Here is a 22,255-nt window from a genome sequence, read left to right as displayed (position 1 = left end):
GCCGGTGTTCGCGGCTGAAGCCGCTCCCACAGCGACCGCGCGGCCCTCAAGCCACGCGCTATGCCTGTGGGAGCGGCGGTGCGCCGCTGCGATTTACCCGCGAAGAAGCCACTGCGGTATTACAGATCGACCACTGTGCTTCGTCTGCCCTTTGCAGCGTCAGACTCCCGCCCCCGATCTGGAACCCCGTCCCCATGCGCCCCACCCTCCCCTACTCCCTGCTGGCCCTGCTTGTCGCTGGCACCGCCCAGGCTGCCAATCGCGTCGAACTCGACCAGGTGCTGATCCAGGACCGGCAGCAATCCGAACTGGAAGCCGCCGCCGAGCACCTGCGCGAGATCCCCGGCGCCAGCAACCTGGTGGACATGGACAAGGTCGGCCAGGGTCGGGTGGCCAGCAACCAGGACGTGCTGGCCTACCAGCCTGGCGTATTCGCCCAGTCGGCGGGCAACGATGGCATCAAGCTGTCGATCCGTGGTTCGGGCATCAACCGCGCGCCGGGCGCCCACGGCTCGGGCGTGTACACAATGTTCGACGGCCTGCCGCTGACCGGCCCGGGCGGCACGCCCTACGAGCTGTTCGAACCGCTGTGGTTGAGCCGCGCCGAAGTGCTGCGCGGCGCCAACGGCTTCGACCAGGGCTCGCTGGCCCTGGGCGGCGCGATCAACTACGTGACCCACACCGGCTACGATGCCGCGCCCTTGCAGGTGCGCTACGAAGTCGGCAGCCGTGGCTACCAGCGCCGGCACATGAGCTCCGGGCAGGTGCTGGGCAACCTCGACTACTACGTGGCCCTGACCGATGCCGAGTACGACGGCTACCAGGATCACAGCAGCGGCAGCGCCAAGGGCATCGCCGCCAACATCGGCTACCGCTTCAACCCGAACCTGGAGACGCGCTTCTACCTGCGCTACCGGGAAACCGAGAACGACCTGGCCGGGCGCCTGACCAAGGACCAGATCAAGCACCATCCCCGTGCCGCCAATCCGGCGTACCTGGCCCGCGACGACAGCCGCCCGCAACCGGGCAGCACCTGGGTGGGCAACAAGACCACCTTCTTCCTGGATGACGATTCACGCCTGGAGGCGGGGCTGGTCTATCACGACTACCCCATGGACCTGCGCGAAGGCCCGATGCGCCTTAAGGTCGCCTACACCGATGTCAGCGGCACGCTGAACTACTTGCGTCGCGACACCCTGTCCGGCCATGAGAGCAAGACCACCCTCGGCTGGCGTACCACCAAGCACCTGCCCAACAGCGGCGCCTCGCAGTTCGCTCGCCCCGGCGGCGACAACTTCGGCGCCCGCAGCCGCGATTTCAGCTACCAGGGCTCGGATACCGTGCTGCATGCGGGCAACGATCTGGAGCTGATCCCGAACCTGTGGCTGAGCACGGGCCTGGCGATGATCTATACCCGCCGCGAAAGCGACGTCACCTACCCGACCAGTGGCGGCAAGGTCAGCCAGCATGACTGGGACTACGCCCCACGCCTGGGCCTGCGTTACGACATTCGCCCTGACCTGCAGGTCTACGGCAACCTCAGTCGCTCGGTGGAGCCGCCGCACCCGTGGTCGCTGGTCTGGAGTGCGCCGGTCGCCAACCAGCCCATGAAGATGCAGAACCAGACCGCCACCACCCTCGAGCTGGGTGCCCGCGGCGACTCGGCACTGGGGCGCTGGGACCTGGCCTGGTACTACGCCCAGGTACGCCACGAGCTGTTGAACGTGGAAGTCGTGCAAGGCTTGCCGTTCAAGGAGTTCAACGCCAGCCCCACCGTGCACCAGGGCATCGAGGCCGGCCTGGACAGCCTGCTCTGGGAGCAACCCGGCACCGGCAAGCTCAGCCTGCGCCAGGCCTACACCTTCAGCGACTTCCACTACCGCGACGACGACAAGTTCGGCGACAACCGCCTGCCTGGCATCCCCATGCACTACTACCAGGCCGAACTGCGCTACGACTGGCCGAGCGGTTTCTACGCCGGGGTGAACACGCAGATGGCCTCCAAGGTGCAGGTGGACTACGCCAACAGCTACCACGCCGATGCCTACGCCCTGCTCGGCGCGCGCCTGGGCTGGGATTCGCCGAAACGGGACTGGCAGACCTGGCTCGACCTGCGCAACCTGACCAACAAGCGGTATGCGGCGACGGTGACGCCGGGGTACAACGATGCCGGGCAGGACATCGCCCGCTCGACGCCGGGGGAAGGGTTCGGGGTGTATGCGGGGGTTTCCTACAGTTTCCGATAAACAGCTTGGGGCTACGATGCAGCCCATTCGCGGGTAAACCCGCTCCCACAGGTTTCGTGCAGTGCCCTGTGGGAGCGGGTTTACCCGCGAATGGCCCTTTCAGGATGGCAGTTGCACCTGCGGCTTGGTCGAGGCAAAGATCGCCCAGCTGGAGATGAACAACGCCGCGATCAACGGCCCGATCACGAACCCGTTGAGCCCGAACACCGCCAGCCCACCGAGGGTCGACACCAGCACCAGGTAATCCGGCATCCGCGTATCCTTGCCCACCAGGATCGGCCGCAACAGGTTGTCCACCAACCCGATCACCAGCACGCCGAACGCGGTCAGCACAATTCCCTGCCAGATCGCCCCGGTCAGCAGGAAGTACAATGCCACCGGCCCCCAGACAATCCCCGCGCCCACCGCTGGGAGCAACGACAGGAACGCCATCAGCACCGCCCACACCAGCACGCTGGGAATGCCCAGCGCCCAGAAGATCAGCCCGCCCAGCGCCCCCTGGGTGATCGCCACCAGCAGGTTGCCCTTGACCGTGGCCCGCACCACGCGCTTGAACTTCAACTGCAGGCGGCGCTTCTGCTGCTCGGGCAGCGGCACCGCCTGGCGCACCTTGCGCGCCACCTCCGCGCCCTCGCGCAGGAAGAAGAACAGCAGGTAGAGCATGATGCCGAAGCTCACCAGGAACTCGAAGGTACCCTGGCCGAAGCTGAACGCCTGGCCGGCGAGGAACTGGCTGCCCTGGGTGGCCCACTTGGTGATCTTGTCGCGCAGGCCATCGAGGTTGCCCATGCCCATTCGGTCGAGGAAATGCTGGACATAGGCCGGCAGCATGTCCTTGCCGCGCTCGATGTAGCCGGCGATGTCCAGCTGGCCGCTCTCGATACGCTGGTACAGCGCAGCCCCCTCCTGCACCAGCAGGGCGCCGATGATGATCACCGGCAAGACGGCGACCAACAGGCAGGTGGCCAGTGTCGACGCCGTGGCCAGGTTGCGCCGCCCGCCCAGGCGCAGCAGCAGATGGCGTTGCAGCGGTGAGAAAAGAATGCCGAGGATCACCGCCCAGAAAATCGCGCCGGAGTACGGCAGCAGGATCCAGATGAAGGCGATGGTCACCAGTGCCAGCAGCACGGTCAGGGCTTTGTTCTGCAATACGGCTTCGTTCATCGGCATTCCTCGAGGGTTCAATCCTTTAGTGCCCCGTGCATCGGCAAAAGTGCCGTTGATCCAGATCAATACCCGCCAATGACGGGCGCCTTAGCATCCGCGCCTTTTGCCCCCGGTGCGCACCATGACCTCTCCCGCCAAGCCCGAACTGCTCGCCCCCGCCGGCACCCTCAAGACCATGCGCTACGCCTTCGCCTACGGCGCCGACGCGGTCTACGCCGGCCAGCCGCGCTACAGCCTGCGGGTGCGCAACAACGAGTTCGACCATGCCAACCTGGCCCTGGGCATCCAGGAGGCACAGGCCCAGGGCAAGCGTTTCTACGTGGTGGTCAACATCGCCCCGCACAACGCCAAGCTCAAGACCTTCCTCAAGGACCTGGCGCCGGTGATCGAGATGGGCCCGGATGCGCTGATCATGTCCGACCCGGGGCTGATCATGCTGGTGCGCCAGCACTTCCCGCAGATGCCCATCCACCTGTCGGTGCAGGCCAACACGGTGAACTGGGCCAGCGTGCAGTTCTGGCAAGGCATGGGGCTGACCCGGGTGATCCTGTCGCGGGAGCTGTCGCTGGAAGAGATCGAAGAGATCCGCCAGCAGGTGCCTGAAATGGAGCTGGAAGTCTTCGTGCACGGCGCGTTGTGCATGGCCTATTCCGGGCGCTGCCTGCTGTCGGGCTACATGAACAAGCGCGACGCCAACCAGGGCACCTGCACCAATGCCTGCCGCTGGAAGTACCAGGCCACCCCGGCCAGCGAAAACGCCACGGGCGACATCGTTCGTGAATGCGAGCCGACCCTGGGCCTCGGCGCACCGACCGAACAGGTGTTCCTGCTCCAGGAGTCCAACCGCCCCGGCGAAGAGATGCCCGCCTTCGAGGACGAGCACGGCACCTACATCATGAACGCCAAGGACCTGCGCGCGATCCAGCACGTCGAGCGCCTGGCCCGGATGGGCGTGCACTCGCTGAAGATCGAAGGCCGCACCAAGTCGCACTTCTACTGTGCCCGCGCCGTGCAGTCCTACCGCCAGGCCATCGACGACGCCGTGGCCGGACGGCCGTTCGACCGCAGCCTGATGAGCAACCTCGAGTCCCTCGCCCAGCGCGGCTACACCGAAGGCTTCCTGCGCCGCCACGTGCACGACGAGTACCAGAACTACCAGCGCGGCAACTCGGTGTCCGAGCGCCAGCAGTTCGTCGGCGAACTGACCGGTGTGCGCGTGGACGGCCTGGCCGAAGTGAAGGTAAAGAACCGCTTCGCGGTGGGCGATCACCTGGAGCTGATGACCCCGCGCGGCAACTACCACTTCGACCTGCACCGCCTGTGCGACCGCCAGCAGCAGGCCATCGGGGTGGCGCCGGGCGACGGCCATGTGGTGTACCTGCCGATTCCCGAGCAGGTGTCGCTGGAGTTCGGCCTGCTGATGCGCGACCTGGAGAGTGGCGAGGCCGTTGCCTGACAAATCTGTAATCCGCGCCTCAGGTGGCTGACAGGCGCTGGCGACGACCATCGGTGTCATTCCCGATCGCGGGGCAAGCCCGCTCCCACCGTGGGAGCGGGCTTGCCCCGCGATCGGATGGACCTTGCCAGCACCGAGAACATGCCATGCCACCGACTCCAACCCGCCGCACCTTCGTCAAGGGCCTGGGTGCCGCCAGCGCCCTGGCCGGCCTCGGCCTCTGGCGCCCGCTGGCCCAGGCCGCCGAGGGCCGTCTGCCGCTGCATGACCTGAGCGGCCAGCAGTTCGACCTGTTCATCGGCCAGACCCCGGTCAACATCACCGGCCGCCCACGCACCGCGCAGACCATCAACGCCAGCCTGCCCGGCCCGCAGCTGCGCTGGCGCGAGGGCGACACCGTGACCCTGCGCGTGCGCAACCGCCTGGACCAGCCCACCTCGATCCACTGGCACGGCATCATCCTGCCGGCCAACATGGACGGCGTGCCGGGCCTGAGCTTCGCCGGCATCGAGCCCGGCGGCGACTACCTCTATCAGTTCACCCTGCGCCAGAGCGGCACCTACTGGTACCACAGCCACTCCGGACTGCAGGAGCAGGCCGGCGTGTACGGCGCCATCGTCATCGAGCCCCGCGAACCCGAGCCGCACAAGTACCAACGCGACCATGTGCTGTTGTTCAGCGACTGGTCGGACCAGGCGCCGGAAGCCCTGATGGCCACCCTGAAGAAGCAGTCAGACGCCTTCAACTACCACAAGCGCACGGTCGGCGACTTCGTCGATGATGTTGCTGAGAACGGCTGGGGCAAGGCCGTCGACAATCGCTGGGCCTGGGCGAAGATGCGCATGAGCCCCACCGACCTGGCCGACATCAGCGCCGCCAGCTACACCTACCTGCTCAACGGCCAGCCCCCGGACGGCAACTTCACCTGCCTGTTCCAGCCCGGCGAGACCGTACGCCTGCGCCTGATCAATGCCTCGGCGATGACCTACTTCGACTTCCGCATTCCGGGCCTGAAGCTCACGGTGATCGCCGCCGACGGCCTGCCGGTGACCCCGGTGACCGTGGACGAGCTGCGCATCGCCGTGGCCGAGACCTATGACGTGCTGGTCACCGTGGGCAACCTGCCCGCCTACACGCTGTTCGCCCAGAGCATGGACCGCACCGGCTTCGCCCGTGGCACCCTGGCCCGCGCGGCGGGTCTGCAGGCCCCCGTGCCCGAGCCGGACCCGCGTCCGGTGCTGACCATGGACGACATGGGGCACGGCGGCATGGGGGGGATGGACCATTCGAACATGCCAGCGATGGACCACGGCAATATGGCGGGCATGGACCACTCGAACATGGCCGGCATGGCCATGATGCAAGGCCACCCCGCCAGCGAAACCGACAACCCGCTGGTGGACATGCAGACCATGGCCCCCCGGGCCAACCTGGCCGATCCCGGCATCGGCCTGCGCGACAACGGCCGCCGGGTGCTGACCTACGCCGACCTGCGCAGCCCCTACTCCGACCCGGACGGACGCGAACCGTCGCGGGACATCGAGCTGCACCTGACAGGCCACATGGAACGCTTCGCCTGGTCGTTCGACGGCATCAAGTTCAGCGATGCCGAGCCGCTGCGCCTGAAATACGGCGAACGGGTGCGCATCACCCTGGTCAACGACACCATGATGACCCACCCCATCCACCTGCACGGCATGTGGAGTGACCTGGAGGATGAACAAGGGCGCTTCCTGGTGCGCAAGCACACCATCGACATGCCCCCCGGCAGCCGGCGCAGCTACCGCGTAACCGCCGATGCCCTGGGCCGCTGGGCCTATCACTGCCACCTGCTCTACCACATGGAGACCGGCATGTTCCGCGAGGTACGGGTCGATGAATGAGAACCGCAACCGCCACATCGTCACCGGTGTCGCGCTGATGGCCTTGCTGGCCAGTGAACGGGCCCTGGCCGCGGGCATGGACCACATGAACCATGGCGCCATGCCGATGGACCACGGCCAGATGAACCACACCAGCATGCCCATGGACCACAGCCAGATGAACCACGCGGCGGCGGCCCCCGGCCAACCGCGCACACCGCTGCCGGTGATCACCGATGCCGATCGCCGCGCCGCCTTCCCGCCGTTGCCGGGGCATCAAGTGCACGACCGGGCGACCAACTGGGCAGTGATCGTCGACCAACTGGAGTACCAGAACTTCGAAAGCAGCGGCGCCCTGAACTGGAACGCCACTGCCTGGGTCGGCGGCGATATCGACCGCCTGTGGCTGCGCACCGAGGGTGAGCGGGAACAAGGCAAGACCCACAAGGCCGAGCTGCAGGCCCTCTGGGGCCATGCCATCAGCCCCTGGTGGGAACTGGTCGGTGGCGTGCGCCAGGACTTCAAGCCCGCCAGCGGCCAGGGCTGGGCCGCCGTCGGCATCCAGGGCACGCCGCTCTACGGCCTGGAGCTGGAAGCCACCGCCTACGCCGGCGAGCGGCAGCAGACCGCGCTGCGCCTGGAGGCCGGTTACGCTATGCTGCTGACCAATCGCTGGGTCCTCGAACCGACCGTCGAGGCCAACTTCTTTGGTCGCAACGACGCCGGGCGCGAACAGGGCTCGGGGCTGGCCGAAAGCGAAGTGGGCCTGCGCCTGCGTTATGAGATCACCCGCGCGTTCGCGCCCTATGTCGGGGTCAGCTTCAACCGCCTGCACGGCAACCGCGCCGAGCAGGCCAGGGAGGATGGCGAGGACATCGGCCAGACCCGGCTGGTGGCCGGGGTTCGCCTGCGCTTTTAAGGCCTGACGTCGCCCCTGCGGGAGCGGGTCCGTGCAGATCAACCAGATGTGTTTTGTTTCACAGGAGCTCCACCATGCTGCGCAAACACCTGCTCACCCTCGGCCTGCTGGCCGTCACCGGCCTGGCCCAGGCCGCCGAGACCATCGATGTCTACCGCGACCCCAACTGCGGTTGCTGCAAGGAGTGGATCAAGCACCTGAGCGATAACGGCTTCACCGTCAACGACCACGTCGAGCCGAACATGAGCGCGGTCAAGCAGCGCCTGGGCGTCGAGCCACGCCTGGCGTCGTGCCACACCGGGGTGATCGACGGCAAGTTCGTCGAAGGCCATGTCCCGGCCGAGCAGGTGCGTCTGCTGGCCAAACGCAACGACCTCAAGGGTATCGCGGTGCCGGGCATGCCGATGGGTTCGCCGGGCATGGAAATGGGTGACCACAAGGACGCCTACCAGGTCATCGGCGTGACCCGGGATGGCCAGGATACCGTGGTCGCCAACTACTGATGCTCAGCCTCGGGGCGCTGTTCCTCAGCGCCTTCGGCGCCGCCACCCTGTTGCCGCTGCAGTCCGAGGCCGTGCTGGTCGGGCTGCTGCTGCGCGAACCGGGCGCCTGGGCGACCCTGCTGCTGGTGGCCACGCTCGGTAACGTGCTCGGTTCCATCGTCAACTGGCTGCTGGGCCGGGCCATCGAGCACCTGCGCGAACGCCGCTGGTTCCCGTTCAGCGCCAGCCAGCTGGAACGCGCCCAGCGCCGCTACCAGCGCTGGGGCCAGTGGTCGCTGCTGCTGAGCTGGATGCCGGTGATCGGCGACCCGCTGACCTTGATCGCCGGGATCATGCGCGAGCCGTTCTGGCGTTTCGTGCTGCTGGTCACCCTGGCCAAGGGCGGGCGCTATATCGTGGTGGCAATGATCACCCTGGGCTGGTTTCACAGCGGGTGACCTGAAGAGATTCGAAAGGCTGGCCGGGGCCCTGAGGCCCCAGCCAGTCTCAAGCTCAAGCCGCGTCGGCAGCCTGCAGGTTGCCGAGCAGACGCCCTGCCATGTCCAGCTTCTTCTGCAGTGTGTCCACGAACGAGAGCGCAGAGTGGGCCTGCAACAGATCGGGTTCCAGCTTACGCTGCCCGAAGAGGTCGCCGTAGGAGTGGGTCTGCCCTATCGCCGTGTGGTCCAGCACCATTGAAGCGATTGCCTTTTCGGCGGCACTGCCATGATCGGCAAGACGCTCCAGGTGCTCAAATGACTGAGAAAGCGGACTGGTCGGCCGTTGCAGCGAATTCATGGTCGCGTTGAAGTCATTACGCGTTGGCAGAGCGACCTCATCGTCGATCTTGACAAATCCGAGCTTGACGTCCTTCAACGATGTTAGCGGATCAGGCTGTCCGATGGTCGCCCCACCGTAACTCGCTTCAGGCTCCACAGGCTGTGCAGGGCTCGCTTCGGCCAAAGTGCCGGCTACCACCGAAGCGGCATCGTCGTGTGCTTGCGCCACGACAACTGGCGCCAGCGCATCGGACTTCTGGCCGAACAGGTCGATGAACTCGGCATCGACCTCTCTGACAAACGCCACCACCGCTTCAGGTCCTACCTGCTCGGGATCCGGAAACTCGGCAAACTTCGAAGCCAGGAAAATCACCGCATCGAGCACCTTGGCGGCAGCCATCGGATCGTTCTGCATCAGTTTGATATTGTCCGGAAACTGGGCCTCTTGCAAAGAGTAGCCACCGACGATATCGACCTCGGTGATGCTCGTCCCAACCTTCAGCTCTGGCACAAGCTCGCCCAGCTTGACGACATTCGACAACAGGCAGTTGGCGTTACGCATGATATTGCTGCCCGTGAGCTGCTCCGTGTAACTGGCCATGAACTGCTCGGTTGGCAGATTCTCCTGCTTCGCCAGTATCCCGCTGGCCTGCGACCTCATGACATCCGGCAGCCCTTTGGCCATCTGCTCGTTTAATGAACGCATCATGTCCGGCGCCGAAGCCGTGGCCTGCGCGCCGCCCGTCGCCACACCGGGACGAAAGCCGAGGAACTCGGCAATCGCGATGAACAGGCGCATCAGGATGCCATGCTTCTGCGGCTCCTCGTGACGCGCCAGGCGCTGCGCTGACTCGCTGGTTTTCACCTGTGCGCAGTCACTGCTCTCGTTGACTGGATGCAACTGGGCGGCACACACCCAACTGGTTGAAACCGATTCGATCATTGTACAAACCTCTTCTTGCAGCATCGTTTAACTTGGGAAAAGACCACTCTCACACCCGCAAGAACCTGGATCCTTACGGCTTGCAACATCCTTGCAGGAAAGCTGACGTGCTCAGGCCATGATGCCCGCAGCCCTGATCCCCTGATTGTCGTTGCGCAGGATTTCCTGGATCAGTTGACGCAACTGATCGATCATCTTCGCCAGGTCATCGGTACAGCGCTGGAACAGCTCCTTCTGGTTGCCGGCAACCGCCGCCTCGAGCTCCTGCTCTTTTGCCCAGACATCCTGCAGCGACTTGATGGCATGGGCGATGCCAGTGCCGAAGGCTGCGCCGCTCTGGGCCACGCCATTGAGCGTATGCAGCGTGGTATTGCGGGTGTCGATGGCGTTCTGCAGGTGCTTGACCTCGATACGGTTCTCGGCAATCAGTTTTTTCGAGGCCATCGCAACCTCACCGGACTTGGCAAACTCGGCAGCATGGCTGGCTTGTTCCAGGCCCTTGATCGTGCGCGCATCCCCCAGGTTCTTGAACATGCCGGTGGTGCCGCTGGTCAGGGTGAACGCGCCCAATGCACCACTGACGGCAGCCGAGGCGAACAGCGCATTGCTGGCGGTTCTCATCCAGCCGATCTGCTCCTTGCTCGCCAGCACGCTGACTTCGGCCTGGGTCCTGCGTCCCTGGGCGTTGCCGTCACGCACCTGCATGGCGGCGCGGAGAATCGCCAGCAGGCTCTCCAGGTCCTGGCTGCAGGGCGTGGCCTGCGGTGTATCCAGGCTTACCCGCCCTTGCTTCTCGGCAAATACCGCGCGCGTCGCCGCGCAGGGCATGGCCAGCATCGCCCATAGCGGCAGCCCGGCCTTCTGCCCCTCGGTGACCGGCAGTTGGGCATCCACGTGGGACGAATGATCGACAGTGGAAATGGACAGATTCATGATTGACTCCTTGATCAGGCAATGACGTTTCGGCAAGCGATATCGGTGCAGGCTTTGCTGCGGTTGTTCAACAGTTCCAGTAGTTGCTCGAAGCGTTGCGCCTTCCCCGCGAGCAGTTGTTCAAGCGCCTTGGCCAACTGCTCGAGAAAACAGTGTCCCTGGTCCAGCAGCAGGCGCATTTCCGCCAGTTGCGCCTCGCTGCGCAGTGCCAACCCCTGCATCACCGAACTGGCCGCCTGCCCGGCGCTGGACAGCGTGGTGGTGGCCATGCTGGCGCCGGTCAGGGTCATCTGCAGCTTGGCCTGGGTGCCCGCGCTGGCGGTCGAGGTGACCCCGGTGGAGGCGACGCCCTGGATCTTCTGGCCCACTGAAAGGACCGTCTGCGCGACCTTGCCACTCACCTTGCCGGCCACCCTGGCGGCGACCACCGCAAGGCTGCCGCCGCAGGTCAGCACCACCGAGGCCAGCGCCAGGGCAACCTCGACCGCCATCAGCACCGGCCCGAGGTACTTCATCACCGCCTTGGAGATATGCCCGTCCTCGGCCGCCTGGTTCAACGACATGGACACCACGCCCATGACGCCACCCGCGATCATCAAGGCGCCCGCGACGGCGCCAAGGCCAGTGGCGACCATGACGGTCCCCACCACGATGGACACGATGGCTGCGGCCCAGCCGAAGACCTTGGCGAACACGTTCGCCGTGCCGGCGTCCTGATGTCGCTGAGCCACCTCCTCCATCTTCTGCGCATTGATCGCCATCTGCTGGCGGTTTTGCTCGGTGAGCTGACGTACCTGCTGCAGGTTCAGCTCGGTCTGGCGCGCACCCAACTGGCTCAGCAGTTCAGTGAGGCGGACATCCAGTTCAGCGTCGGAGATATCCCCGGCGAGTTGGCCGAGTATCAATGCACCGACATCAGGTACCGCGACCAGCACTGGTTGCATGAGGCCTTCAGCGTCGATCAGCTTGTCGAATGCCAACCCCTGATGCAGCCCCTTCGCCAGCGGCGCTGGAGGGTCCAATCGGACACTCATGTCCTGCTTGATCGTTGCGACGCTGGACGCTGTACCGGTCTCGCCGGGCAACTGGATCGCCGTGCCCGGCAGCAGCATTTCCGATTCGATTTCAGCCGGTATCAGGAGCGGCTGCGCCACAGATAGAAGCTCAATTCGCATGACGTGCGCCCTCCTTCTGCTGCAGGGCCTCGAGCAGTACCTGCGCCTGACCTGCCAGGCCGGCATGCTCGCTGTCTACCGCCAGGATCAGCGCCTGCTCGTAGCCGCTGCGCGCCGCTGCCAGGTCGCCCAGGTACTGGTGGCATTGCGCGCCATGGAAGCTGAAACGCGGGTCCTGCGGCGCGAGCATCGCGCCATAGGCATAAGCCGGCAATGCGTCCTGGTAGCGCTCAAGCGCCTGGTACGCGCCTGCCACGCCGAGAAACGCCCGGGGGTCATAATGGTCGAGTGCCGCCAGCCCCTTGAACAGCGTGAGCGCATCGTCCAGCCGTCCCGCCTGGTAGAAGTTGAACGCCTGGGCGTAAAGCGTTTCCAGTTGCGCCGCGCATACCCCCCGCAGCATGGCGAAGGTGCCGCCATCGCCAAAGAAGCGCTCGATCGCATCAACGTTGTTGGCATCGGCATCGTGGCCGGCCATCTGTTGTACTGCCGTCATCACCTACCTCAGTTCTGCAGAATCCTGGACAGCATCGAGAACCAGGTCTCGACGAACTTCATCATCACCTCGGTGGAGGTGGTGTAGCGCGAGCCCACGTCGTTGAGCAGGGTGGTCTGTTCGGTCACCTTGTCGTTGACGATGCGGGTGCGGTCGCTCAGGGCCTGGGAGAAATTGGCCAACGGGTTGTTGTCCTTGTCCCAGGCGTACTGCGCTTTCAGGTCGCTCATCGGCCCACTGACCTTTTGCAGGCGGCCGCCGTTTTCACTCGACGCAGAGGCAGATTGCGCGCCCTCGAGGAAATGCCGCACCGTGACGATCCCGTCCGACTGGAACGTATCCAGGCTCGAGAGCAATCGGCGCTCGGAGCTCTTCTCCCAACTGTCCGCATCGAGGTCGTAAAGCTTGCGGTCGAAGAGGTTGAAACCATCGTCTTCCAGCTTGAAGGTGCCCTTGTCGGCCATCACCATGTTGACCTTCGACTGGATCACACTGAAGATCTTCAGCTCCGCCGTAAGGCACTTGAGCTGCTCGCTGAGCTCGGTGCGCTCGGCCTTCTGCTTGCGCATGCGCAGGCCCATCGCCGCCATCACCAGCTCGTCCATGCACAGGCGCTCGCCCAGGTTCTGCAGCTGCAAGGGCGCTCCCGGCAACCAGCCGGCATAAGCCTCGAGCAATCGGTACAGCGCGTCGACATGCTGCTCGGGCAACGGTTGCGCCAACAGGCTCTCGAAATAGGGACGGCTCTGTGCCAGACGCGCCTGCCCCTCGGCCCCCAGCAACGTCTCGATGGCCTGCGACCGGCGCTCCGCGCTCAGCGGCTGGCCTTGGTCGTCCACGGCCACGATCCCGTGCTGATCCTGGATCGCCTCCAGCCGTTTGATATCCCGCCAGGTGTCCGGTGGCGCGACACGGTCTACGTACGGCAAAGGGACAGGGCGACTACTTGCTTCAATAGAACTGCTCATCATCTGCATCCGGTTGGTCAGGTACCCTTCCTGGCACAAGGCCGGGGTACATGCCGATGAAGTCTATTGAGGTGCAAGCGGCCGCTCCGTCAGACCCGGCCGCGATTTTGTAGTTTGTGGGTACGCTTTCTGACGCCAGGCTGGCGTCAGCCGATGCGCCCCAATGGCTGGATGTTGATCTGCGTGGTGAGTTCCTGGAAGGACAGCACCGGCAAGTCGAAATAGATGCCCTCGACCAGCTTGCGCACATAGCGGCGGATATCCATCGACACCACCAGCACCGGCCTTGCCTGGGCATCCTGCAAGTCGCCCACCACGGCTTTCACCTGGGCGAGAAAGGTGTCGCTCTGCGCAGGCTCCAGGGCCAGGTAGCTGCCGGCACTGGTCTGGCGGATGCCGTTGCGGATCATCTCCTCGACCGCCGGATCCAGCAGGTAGGCCGGCAGCAGGTTGTGCCCGCTGGCGTACTTGTAGCAGATATAGCGCTTGAGGCTGCTGCGCACGTATTCGGCCAGCTGCACCACGTCCTTCTCTTTCTGCCCCCACTCCACCAAGGCTTCGAGGATCGAGCGCATGTTGCGGATCGAGATACCCTCGCCCACCAGCCGCTGGAACACCTCGGTGATGCGCTGCAACGGCAGGATGCGCCTGCACCTCCTTGACCAGCTCCCCATAGCCCTGCTCCATCTGCTCCAGCAGGTAGCGGGTCTCCTGGATACCGATGAAGTCCCCGGCGTATTCGCACAAAACCTGCGACAGGTGCCAGGCAAGCACCTGGTCAATCGCCAGGAAGGCGCATCCGGCGCGCTCCAGACGCTCGCGCTGGGCCTGCTCCACCCACAGCGCTGCCCGTCCTGGCAGCAGGGCTTCGCCTTCCTCGTAGGGCACGCCGACAAGCGCCAGCTGGCTGGGCTTTTCCTGGACCAGCAGCCGTTCCGGCATCAGCCTGCCACGCGCCACCGGCACTTCCTGCAACAGGATGCGGTACTCGCCGGGGCCGAGCACGCTGCTGAAACGCAGGCGGATACCGGGAAACGGCACGCCATGATCCAGATACAGCGCCTGGCGGACCCGCGCCAGCTCGTCGTTCAGCGAGGCAGCCTCCAAGGCGGCTTGCAGGCCACTGTCCACATCGATGAGCAAGGGCACCGTCAAGGCGAACGCTTGCGCGTCAGCGGCCGTCTTCGCCTTGCCGGAAGGCTTGAGCGTGGGGGCGCCAGCGCCATTGGCCAGCAACGCCGGCAGGCCACCAGTGTGCAGCCGGCCCTCCTCCGCGATGCGCCGTTGGCGGATCGCCCACCAGCCACCGCCCCCGACCAGCAGTGCCAGGGTAAGGAAAGTGACCGTCGGAAAGCCTGGAACAAGCCCGAACAACACCAGCAATGCGCCGCCGATCATCAGGGCCTTGGGTTGCGCCATTACCTGGTTGCCGATATTCGCCCCAAGGTCGCGCGCCCCTTCGCCATCGCGGGTGACGATGATGCCGGCTGTGATGGCGATCAGCAGCGCCGGCACCTGGCTGACCATGCCATCGCCCACGGTAAGCACCGCGTAGAGCTGCAAGGCGTCAGCCGCGCTCATGCCCTTCTGCATCACGCCGATGGCCAGGCCCGCCAGCAGGTTGACCACGATGATCACCAGCCCGGCGATGGCGTCGCCCTTGACGAACTTCATCGCCCCGTCCATGGCTCCATACATCTGGCTGGCCTTCTCCACCTCGCCACGGCGCTCGCGGGCCTCGTTGACGTCGATGACCCCGGCGCGCAGATCGCCATCGATGCTCATCTGCTTGCCCGGCATGGCATCGAGGGAAAACCGCGCGCTGACCTCCGCCACCCGCTCGGCGCCCTTGGTGATGACCAGGAACTGCACGATGGTGATGATCAGGAACAGGATGCAGCCCACCACCAGGTTGCCGCCGACCACGAAGTCGCCGAAGGTCTGCACGATCTGCCCGGCGTCGGCCTCCAGCAGGATCATCCGCGTGGTGCTGATCGACAGTGCCAGGCGAAACAGCGTGGTGACCAGCAGCACCGAGGGAAACACCGAGAAATGCAGCGGCGATACGACATACACCGACATCATCAGCAGCACCACGGCGATGGTCATGTTCAGGGCGATCAGCAGGTCCAGCAACAGCGGTGGCAACGGCAGGATCATCATGAACACCACCGCCAGCAGCATCACGGCCAGCATCAGGTCCTTGCGCGCGCCGATATGGCCAAGCACCCGGGTCAAGGTGTTCATGGGTGGGCCTTGCGTCGCAGGTACTCGGCGAAGGTGGCCTGGGCCTGCTCCAACCGGCCCGCCATCTGCTGCGCCTGGCTCAGGCACAGCCACAGGGGGGCCCGCTGCTCACCGGCATCACGCAGCGCCAGGCACTGCTGCTCGGCACGCGCCCAGTCGCCCAGTTCCAATGCAGCCACTACCGAGGCGCGGCGCCCGGCGATGTGATCGGGATCAACCCGCAACAGCACCTCCAGCAACGTATGCGCGCCCTCGGGCCGGCCACATCGCAGGTGCAGCCAGGCCAACAGCTGCAGGACATCACGCTGTTCAATCGTCAATTGCATCTATTCATACCTTGAGCAGAAGGTTGGCGTAGCACGCCAGCGTATGCCGGTCGGCCAGCAATGCCTGCAGCAGCGCTGCCGCCTGGCGGTTCTCGCGGGCCTGGGTGTTGAGGAGTTGCTCCGCCAGGGCGTCCAGCGTCGTGGCGAAGCGCTGCGGGTCGTACAGGGCATGCAGTTCCTGTTCGGGGCTGGCGTAGGACAGACGCAGGCGTTCCATCCGATGCCGCGGGTACAGTTCACGCAGATGAGCCTGCACGGGTTGCCCCGGCATCGGCAGCGGTTCGCCAGCCGGCCGTGGCAACGCAGTGTCGGCTGCCAATGACGGCAACCACAGGTCAGGGAGCTGCCCGGCTCGCTCGATCACGCTCATGCCGTGAGCACTTCGACACGCACCCGCGACAGCAGCCGGCAAGCCTCATGCAGTACCTGCTCGGTCACCCGGTGCTCATCAAGGCTGACCAGCAACACCAGGCGGTCGTCAGGCAGCAGGCCGCAACGCAGCAGTTGGCCAGGCGCCTGATGATCATGGACCTGCCTGAGCGCACTCGACAGGGCACGTTCAAACAGTGCTCCATGCACGGGAAAGGTCAGCCAGAGTGTCAACTGCCCTGCCTGTCGCTCAAACTGCACGACACCGATATCCGCAAGTTCCAGACGCTGAAAGGTCTCCTGCGGATGCGCCAGAATCACTCCCTGATCGCGACAGAACCGGACCATGGCTTCAGTACACAAGTCCATGCTCACGCCTCCCGCCCGCCATGCAGCGACGCTTCTTCGTCGTCGATGAGCTGGTCCATGGTCAACTGACAGATCGCCAGCAGGTGCTCGCGCTGGACCTCTTCGCTGAACACCTGCAAGGGCAGCAGGCGAAAGATCCGCCGCAGTTCACGCAGGCAATGGACACGTTGAGCGCCAGGGGCCAGCGGCAGCGCGGCGAGCAGGCGCAGGATGTCCTGTTCGGTGATCCAGCGCTTGTCGAGCAGCGCCAACAGGTCGCTGACCAGATCAGAAGGCCCGTACGCCACTGGGCTCTCCGGCAAGCTGGCGGAACAGCGCGGCCGTGTCGCTTTCCAGTTTCTTGAGGGCCTGCACCAGCTTCATGTCGCTGATGACCTGCTGCAGCTGGTTGCTGTCCAGGTGCGAGGACGGCCCGCTGATATGACTGGCCAGGCCGTTGAGCATGAACTGGGCGATATCGCCGATGGCCGCATCGCCGAAGCGTGCGCGCAAGTCGTCCCAGGCGTGCCGGAGCCCGCGATAACCGCACAGGAAGTCGCAATAAACCTCGCGCAGCGCGGCCACCTCGGCGACACCCTGCTCCTGGGTCGCCTGTGCCAGCGGACCGATCTCGATCCCCAGTTCGATCGCCTGGCCTTGCGTCTGCGCCATGCTTGCCATGGCTTGGTCCAGCTTGCCGAGCAAGTCGCGGGTATCAGCCGCCTTGCCCAATGCATCACGGGCATAGGCCAGGGCCAGGTAGCGATGGCAGGCTTCGCCGGAGAAGCCATCCAGGCGTGCCTCCAGCTCCCCCGGTGTCAGATGAGGATGCTGACGCAACCAGGCCACCAGTTCATCCAGGGCGCGGCGCTGGACGTCCGGCACCTTGGCCAGCATCTCCTCGGCCGCCTGGCCCGCCTGCTGCCCATGCAGGCGCGCATCGGTGACGCGACTGCGGGCACTGAGCCGGGCATTGGCCAGCGACGAGAATGCCATCGACAGCTCCTCCGCCATCTCGGCCTGCTGCCCCATCGGGGTCACCTGCCGCGCCTGGACGGTTGCCTGCGCCTCCCAGCCGCCCCCCATGGCCACCATCGGGTCAACCCGGGCAAAGCCGATGCCTTCGCTCATCCCCACCTCACTTCGAAATAAATGAATGAATGAGCGGCATGCTAGAGGCAAGCCAGCAGCCGTACTGTCATCGTCGGGCGCTTCTTTTTAGCCTGCCGGCGCGCGCAACACGTAGCGACCGGAATCTAAAAACATGCGACTCACAGTGAAATCCATCCCCGGGCAGGCTTCCTAGAATGGTCCCCTTCATTCACGCACCCACATCGTTCCCATGTCGCCATCGCTGCTGCAGATTCCCCAGACCCTGAAGTCTGCCGTGAACGGCGCCACCCTGGTCCAGGTCAACGGCAAGGTCACCCAGGTCACCGGCACCCTGATCCGTGCGCTGGCGCCCGGCGTGCAGGTCGGCGAGCTATGCCGACTGCGCAGGCCCAACCATGAGCAGGCGCTGCTGGCCGAGGTCATCGGCCTGCAACAGGACCAGGCGTTGCTCGCCCCGCTGGGCGACATGCAGGGCCTTTGCACGCGCACCGAGGTCTGCCCCACCGGGAGCATGCACCGCGTGGGCGTGGGGGATCATTTGCTGGGAACAGTGCTTGACGGCTTCGGCACCCCGCTCGACGGCAGCATGCCGGCCACACCACAGGCCTGGTACCCGGTGCACCGGGATGCGCCGGCGCCCTTGAGCCGCAAGCTGGTCGACACCCCCTTGAGCCTGGGCATCCGTTGCATCGATGGCCTGCTCACCTGCGCCGAAGGGCAACGCGTCGGCATCTTCGCCCCTGCCGGCGGCGGCAAGAGCACGCTGCTGGCCTCGTTGATGCGCAACGCGAAGGCCGACGTGATCGTCCTTGCGCTGATCGGCGAGCGCGGTCGCGAGGTGCGCGAGTTCATTCATCACGAGCTTGGCGAACACGGGCTGCGCCGCGCGGTGCTGGTGGTTTCGACCTCCGACCGCCCGGCGATGGAGCGGGCCCGGGCGGGCTTCGTCGCCACCACCGTGGCCGAGTATTTCCGCGACCAGGGTTGCAAGGTCCTGTTGCTGATGGACTCGCTGACCCGCTTCGCCAGGGCCCAACGCGAGATCGGCCTGGCCGCGGGTGAACCGCCGACCCGACGCGGCTTTCCGCCCTCGGTGTTCGCCCAGTTGCCACGCCTGCTCGAGCGCGCCGGGCACTCGGACAAGGGCTCGATCACCGCGCTCTACACCGTGCTGGTGGAGGGCGACGACCTGAACGAACCGATCGCCGAGGAAACCCGCTCGATCCTCGATGGCCATATCGTGCTGTCACAGGCGCTGGGGGCGGCCAACCACTACCCGGCCATCGACGTGCTGCGCTCGGTCAGCCGGGTCATGCACCAGGTGGTCAGCCCTGCCCACCGTGCCGCCGCCAGCCAGTTGCGCCAGTGGATGGCGCGCTATGAAGACGTCGAACTGCTGCTGCGAGTCGGCGAATACACCCGAGGCCAGGACCCTGCCGTGGACCTGGCCATCGACAAGCGCGATGCCATTCGTGCCTGGCTGTGCCAGGCACCGCACGAACACAGTTCGCTGCAGCAGAGCCTCGAACAACTGCTGGAGATCGCCCGGTGCCCTTGACCACCCTGTTATCCATAAAGCAACGCCGACTGCAACGGGCCGAGCACGAAGCGCGCAATCAGCAGGCCCGCCTGCAGGCGGCACAGGCGGACAAGGCAAAATTGCTCGAGGCGCACCTGACGTATCGGTGCTGGTCCCGCGAAGAGGAGCAGCGCCTGTTCGATGCGCAGGTGGGGCGCCTGACCAAGCGCCATGACCTGGAACAGTGGCGTCGCCAGGTCGGCCTGCTCGGCGAGCGGGAAGCGAGCCTGCGTGGACAAGTCGTGGCCTGCGAGAATGCACTGGCGCGCCAGCACACCGCACGCCAGCAGGCGCAAGCGAAACTTGCCCAGGCCAGACAACAGCTGGACAGCTTCAAGCAACTGCACGAGCAGGCATCCCGGCAAGCCGCTCGGCGCACAGAGCACAGCCAGGAGCTCGAAGTGGAGGAGTGCCATGGCCAGGGAGGCTCGCCATGCTGAACACCCAGCCTGTTCCTGCGCTGGCGGACAACCCATTGCCTGACCCGCCTGAACGTGGGCCTTGCAACGAGCAGCGACTGTTGTTCGAACACCTGCTGGAAATTCCACGGTTCAAGCGCAGCGCGCCGCAGGATACAGGCCTTCGACCTGCCCAGGACGAGGCCAGCCCTGAACGCCCTGTCACCCAAGTGGTCCTGAGCATGGCTGCCTTGATCGCAAAGTGCCCACCCGCCTGCGCAGCAGAACGACCTGCGCTGATCGAGAACGTCATCGAACGCCCCCTTCCGGAGCCCATGCCAGCGATACTTGATGAGGTCGAGCCGACCTCATTGACCGAGGCAAACCGTGCCGATGCGGGCCTGCAAACCGTCCGCGACAGTACCGACAACGTGCCGGATCGTCTGCTACCCAGTGATATCGAGCCAATCCTTGCGCCCCCTGCCTCATCGGGCGAGCGCCCCCTGATCGACAGGGCCTTGCCGGCAACTGTCGCGGCCCCCATCCAGGATCTGCAGACGCTTGTGGAGCGCCTGCAATTGCAACTGTTCGCCAACAGGACGGGTACCCGCGAACAGGCCCTGTTGCAGGTGCAGTTACCTCAGCTGGGCCATGTCGAAGTACGCATGAACCCCGTGAGCGCTGGCCTGCAGGTGGAGATCCAGGCGGCGCCAGCCGCCCTGCGGCAATTGCAGGTAGCCGGTACGGACCTGCTTGAGCGTCTGCAACGGCTCGATCCCGCGCAATCGGTCAGCCTCGGCTTCGGCGCAAATGGCGACAGCCAGCAAGGCTCACGCAACAAGCGCCATATAGAGGACGAAGGCTGGCCTGAACCATGAGTACATTGAACTTGCCTGCCGCCCACACCCAGGAACTGCGCTTGCAGCAGTTACTGAGCCATCGCCAACCCCATTATGCCGACGATCAAGGGCAGGTCTCGCTGAGTGTCAGCGTTCCAGGCGATGACCTGGATCTGGCCGTGCAGATCGATTGGCTCGGCGTACCGACTCGCCTGCTGTGTCGTCGGCAGCAGCTGGCGCAATGGCTTGCACCGCAGTTGCAGGCCGCCGACTTTGCCAGCCTCCCCAGCGCACTGCAGTTGGCGGTGCTGCAACGGGACACTCCTCGCCTGCCCGGCCTGCAATGCCTGGGCATCGAGCCAGCAGAAACCATCGACCGCACACCCGGTCTGCAAGTGACGCTGAGCAGCACGCAAGGCCTGCTGCCCTGCTGGGTGCAAGGCGACAGCGAGCGCCTGCTGACGGTCTTGCCACGGCGTCCACTGCGCGAACGCCTGAACATCCTGCTGAACCTCTCGCTGCAGTGGCGACCCCTCGAACTGACGTTGCACGAGCTGCGCGACCTCGGCACGGGCGACATCCTGCTGCTGCCCGCAGGTACGCCAAGCTCCCCGCGACTGTTGGGCGTGCTCGATGGCCACCCCTGGGCCGAACTGCAACTCGACGACACACACCTGGAGCTAGTCCGCATGCACGACACCCCCCCTGTGACCGACACCGCCCTGGAAACACTGGAGCAACTACCAATACCGGTCAGTTTCGAAGTCGGTCGCCAGACCCTCGACCTGCACACGCTGTCGACCCTGCAACCTGGAGCGCTGATCGAACTGCACAGCCCGCTGGATGCCCAGGTGCGTATCCTCGCCAACCAGCGCTGTGTCGGCACCGGTCTGCTGGTGCAGATCGACGGCCGCCTCGGGGTGCGGATCAACCGCCTGCTGGAACAGCAACCGACATGATCCAGCTGCCGAACGAACTGAGCCTGATCCTCGGCCTGGCGCTGCTGTCGCTGGTGCCCTTCATCGCGGTCATGGCCACCTCGTTCCTGAAGATGGCCGTGGTCTTCTCGTTGCTGCGCAATGCCCTGGGTGTCCAGCAGATTCCGCCGAACATGGCCCTGTACGGCCTGGCGATCATTCTCAGTATCTACGTCATGGCCCCGGTGGGCATGGCTACCTACGACTACCTGAACGCCCAAGAAACGACCCTCGGCGATGCCCGCTCGGTCGAACGTTTTCTCGACGAAGGCATGGCGCCGTTTCGCGCCTTCCTCGATGGCCAGGTCAACGAGCGCGAACGCGCCTTCTTCCTCGACAGCGCCCGCCAGCTATGGCCCAGCCACTACGCCGAGCGGATCGATGGCAACAGCCTGCTGGTGCTGCTGCCGGCGTTCACCATCAGCGAACTGAGCCGGGCCTTTGAGATCGGCTTCCTGATCTGCCTGCCCTTCATCGCCATCGACCTGATCATCTCCAACATCCTCCTGGCCATGGGCATGATGATGGTCTCGCCGGTGACCATTTCACTGCCCTTCAAGCTGCTGCTGTTCGTCCTGCTCGACGGCTGGGGACGACTCTCCCATGGCCTGGTGCTGAGCTACGGAGGCTGAC

General features: G+C 65.2%; 22 protein-coding genes and 1 pseudogene. 11 read left to right on the top strand and 12 right to left on the bottom strand.

The window, feature by feature from the left end:
* Positions 1-194: 194 nt before the first annotated feature.
* The gene (locus ACZ899_RS02205) at positions 195-2,246 is read left to right on the top strand and encodes a TonB-dependent receptor family protein (RefSeq protein ID WP_234562368.1); all 2,052 of its coding nucleotides are present in this window, start codon (positions 195-197) and stop codon (positions 2,244-2,246) included.
* Positions 2,247-2,345: 99 nt separating this feature from the next.
* Here ACZ899_RS02205 and ACZ899_RS02200 read toward each other — a convergent pair whose 3' ends face one another.
* A complete protein-coding gene (locus ACZ899_RS02200) occupies positions 2,346-3,410 on the bottom strand; it encodes an AI-2E family transporter (protein ID WP_234562367.1) in 1,065 nt (354 codons plus the stop codon).
* A 124-nt stretch (positions 3,411-3,534) separates the two neighbouring features.
* On the opposite strand from ACZ899_RS02200, the gene trhP reads away from it, so the two are divergent.
* The 5 genes from trhP to ACZ899_RS02175 all read left to right on the top strand — a co-directional run bounded on the left by trhP (position 3,535) and on the right by ACZ899_RS02175 (position 8,590).
* The gene (trhP, locus tag ACZ899_RS02195) at positions 3,535-4,869 is read left to right on the top strand and encodes a prephenate-dependent tRNA uridine(34) hydroxylase TrhP (RefSeq protein WP_234562366.1); all 1,335 of its coding nucleotides are present in this window, start codon (positions 3,535-3,537) and stop codon (positions 4,867-4,869) included.
* Positions 4,870-5,015: 146 nt separating this feature from the next.
* Complete coding sequence (locus ACZ899_RS02190) at positions 5,016-6,752, top strand: copper resistance system multicopper oxidase (RefSeq protein WP_234562365.1); 1,737 nt, start codon at positions 5,016-5,018, stop codon at positions 6,750-6,752.
* A complete protein-coding gene (locus ACZ899_RS02185) occupies positions 6,745-7,650 on the top strand; it encodes a copper resistance protein B (protein ID WP_234562364.1) in 906 nt (301 codons plus the stop codon). Before ACZ899_RS02190 ends, ACZ899_RS02185 begins: the two co-directional genes overlap by 8 nt.
* Before the next feature lie 74 nt (positions 7,651-7,724).
* The gene (locus tag ACZ899_RS02180) at positions 7,725-8,153 is read left to right on the top strand and encodes a DUF411 domain-containing protein (RefSeq protein WP_203652022.1); all 429 of its coding nucleotides are present in this window, start codon (positions 7,725-7,727) and stop codon (positions 8,151-8,153) included.
* The gene (locus ACZ899_RS02175) at positions 8,153-8,590 is read left to right on the top strand and encodes a YqaA family protein (protein ID WP_234562363.1); all 438 of its coding nucleotides are present in this window, start codon (positions 8,153-8,155) and stop codon (positions 8,588-8,590) included. The genes ACZ899_RS02180 and ACZ899_RS02175 overlap by 1 nt, the downstream gene beginning before the upstream one ends.
* A 55-nt stretch (positions 8,591-8,645) precedes the next feature.
* On the opposite strand, the gene ACZ899_RS02170 is transcribed toward ACZ899_RS02175, so the two are convergent.
* The 11 genes and pseudogenes from ACZ899_RS02170 to ACZ899_RS02120 form a co-directional block, all read right to left on the bottom strand.
* A complete protein-coding gene (locus ACZ899_RS02170; protein WP_234562362.1) occupies positions 8,646-9,854 on the bottom strand; it encodes a hypothetical protein in 1,209 nt (402 codons plus the stop codon).
* Positions 9,855-9,965: 111 nt separating this feature from the next.
* Positions 9,966-10,787 carry a hypothetical protein gene (locus tag ACZ899_RS02165; RefSeq protein ID WP_234562361.1) on the bottom strand — a complete coding sequence of 274 codons (822 nt, stop codon included), beginning with the start codon at positions 10,785-10,787 and terminating at the stop codon, positions 9,966-9,968.
* A 14-nt stretch (positions 10,788-10,801) separates the two neighbouring features.
* Positions 10,802-11,962, bottom strand: a complete 1,161-nt coding sequence (sctE, locus tag ACZ899_RS02160) for a type III secretion system translocon subunit SseC family protein (protein ID WP_234562360.1) — start codon at positions 11,960-11,962, stop codon at positions 10,802-10,804.
* Positions 11,952-12,458 (bottom strand): SycD/LcrH family type III secretion system chaperone, encoded by a 507-nt coding sequence (locus ACZ899_RS02155; RefSeq protein ID WP_203652014.1) that lies wholly within the window; start codon positions 12,456-12,458, stop codon positions 11,952-11,954. Before ACZ899_RS02155 ends, sctE begins: the two co-directional genes overlap by 11 nt.
* Positions 12,459-12,466: 8 nt before the next feature.
* Positions 12,467-13,426, bottom strand: a complete 960-nt coding sequence (locus ACZ899_RS02150; RefSeq protein ID WP_485627233.1) for a virulence-associated V antigen — start codon at positions 13,424-13,426, stop codon at positions 12,467-12,469.
* 146 nt (positions 13,427-13,572) lie between these two features.
* A pseudogene (gene sctV, locus ACZ899_RS02145) lies at positions 13,573-15,673 on the bottom strand (type III secretion system export apparatus subunit SctV).
* Positions 15,670-15,999 carry a type III secretion apparatus assembly chaperone SctY gene (gene sctY, locus ACZ899_RS02140; protein WP_234562358.1) on the bottom strand — a complete coding sequence of 110 codons (330 nt, stop codon included), beginning with the start codon at positions 15,997-15,999 and terminating at the stop codon, positions 15,670-15,672. The pseudogene sctV and the gene sctY overlap by 4 nt, the downstream one beginning before the upstream one ends.
* 4 nt (positions 16,000-16,003) lie before the next feature.
* The gene (gene sctX, locus ACZ899_RS02135; protein WP_203652001.1) at positions 16,004-16,369 is read right to left on the bottom strand and encodes a type III secretion apparatus assembly protein SctX; all 366 of its coding nucleotides are present in this window, start codon (positions 16,367-16,369) and stop codon (positions 16,004-16,006) included.
* A complete protein-coding gene (locus ACZ899_RS02130; RefSeq protein ID WP_232857014.1) occupies positions 16,366-16,737 on the bottom strand; it encodes a type III secretion system chaperone family protein in 372 nt (123 codons plus the stop codon). Before ACZ899_RS02130 ends, sctX begins: the two co-directional genes overlap by 4 nt.
* A 2-nt stretch (positions 16,738-16,739) precedes the next feature.
* The gene (locus tag ACZ899_RS02125) at positions 16,740-17,024 is read right to left on the bottom strand and encodes a TyeA family type III secretion system gatekeeper subunit (protein ID WP_203651998.1); all 285 of its coding nucleotides are present in this window, start codon (positions 17,022-17,024) and stop codon (positions 16,740-16,742) included.
* Complete coding sequence (locus ACZ899_RS02120; RefSeq protein WP_234562357.1) at positions 17,005-17,847, bottom strand: HrpJ domain-containing protein; 843 nt, start codon at positions 17,845-17,847, stop codon at positions 17,005-17,007. Before ACZ899_RS02120 ends, ACZ899_RS02125 begins: the two co-directional genes overlap by 20 nt.
* 211 nt (positions 17,848-18,058) lie before the next feature.
* Here ACZ899_RS02120 and sctN point away from each other — a divergent pair, with 211 nt between their 5' ends.
* From sctN to sctR, 5 genes are read left to right on the top strand one after another with little or no spacing between them, the layout of a single operon-like run.
* Positions 18,059-19,387: a type III secretion system ATPase SctN gene (gene sctN / locus ACZ899_RS02115; protein WP_234562356.1), complete on the top strand. Its 1,329-nt coding sequence runs from the start codon at positions 18,059-18,061 to the stop codon at positions 19,385-19,387.
* Positions 19,378-19,848 carry a type III secretion system stalk subunit SctO gene (gene sctO, locus ACZ899_RS02110; protein ID WP_234562355.1) on the top strand — a complete coding sequence of 157 codons (471 nt, stop codon included), beginning with the start codon at positions 19,378-19,380 and terminating at the stop codon, positions 19,846-19,848. The genes sctN and sctO overlap by 10 nt, the downstream gene beginning before the upstream one ends.
* The gene (locus tag ACZ899_RS02105) at positions 19,842-20,684 is read left to right on the top strand and encodes a type III secretion system needle length determinant (protein ID WP_234562354.1); all 843 of its coding nucleotides are present in this window, start codon (positions 19,842-19,844) and stop codon (positions 20,682-20,684) included. Before sctO ends, ACZ899_RS02105 begins: the two co-directional genes overlap by 7 nt.
* Positions 20,681-21,604: a type III secretion system cytoplasmic ring protein SctQ gene (sctQ, locus tag ACZ899_RS02100; RefSeq protein ID WP_232857010.1), complete on the top strand. Its 924-nt coding sequence runs from the start codon at positions 20,681-20,683 to the stop codon at positions 21,602-21,604. Before ACZ899_RS02105 ends, sctQ begins: the two co-directional genes overlap by 4 nt.
* Positions 21,601-22,254 (top strand): type III secretion system export apparatus subunit SctR, encoded by a 654-nt coding sequence (sctR, locus tag ACZ899_RS02095; protein WP_234562353.1) that lies wholly within the window; start codon positions 21,601-21,603, stop codon positions 22,252-22,254. The genes sctQ and sctR overlap by 4 nt, the downstream gene beginning before the upstream one ends.
* Position 22,255: the final 1 nt, after the last annotated feature.

The sequence above is a fragment of the Pseudomonas sp. TE31087 genome (assembly GCF_057284075.1).
Note: the sequence above shows the minus strand (reverse complement) of the source record. Positions and strands in the feature narration are given on the sequence as shown.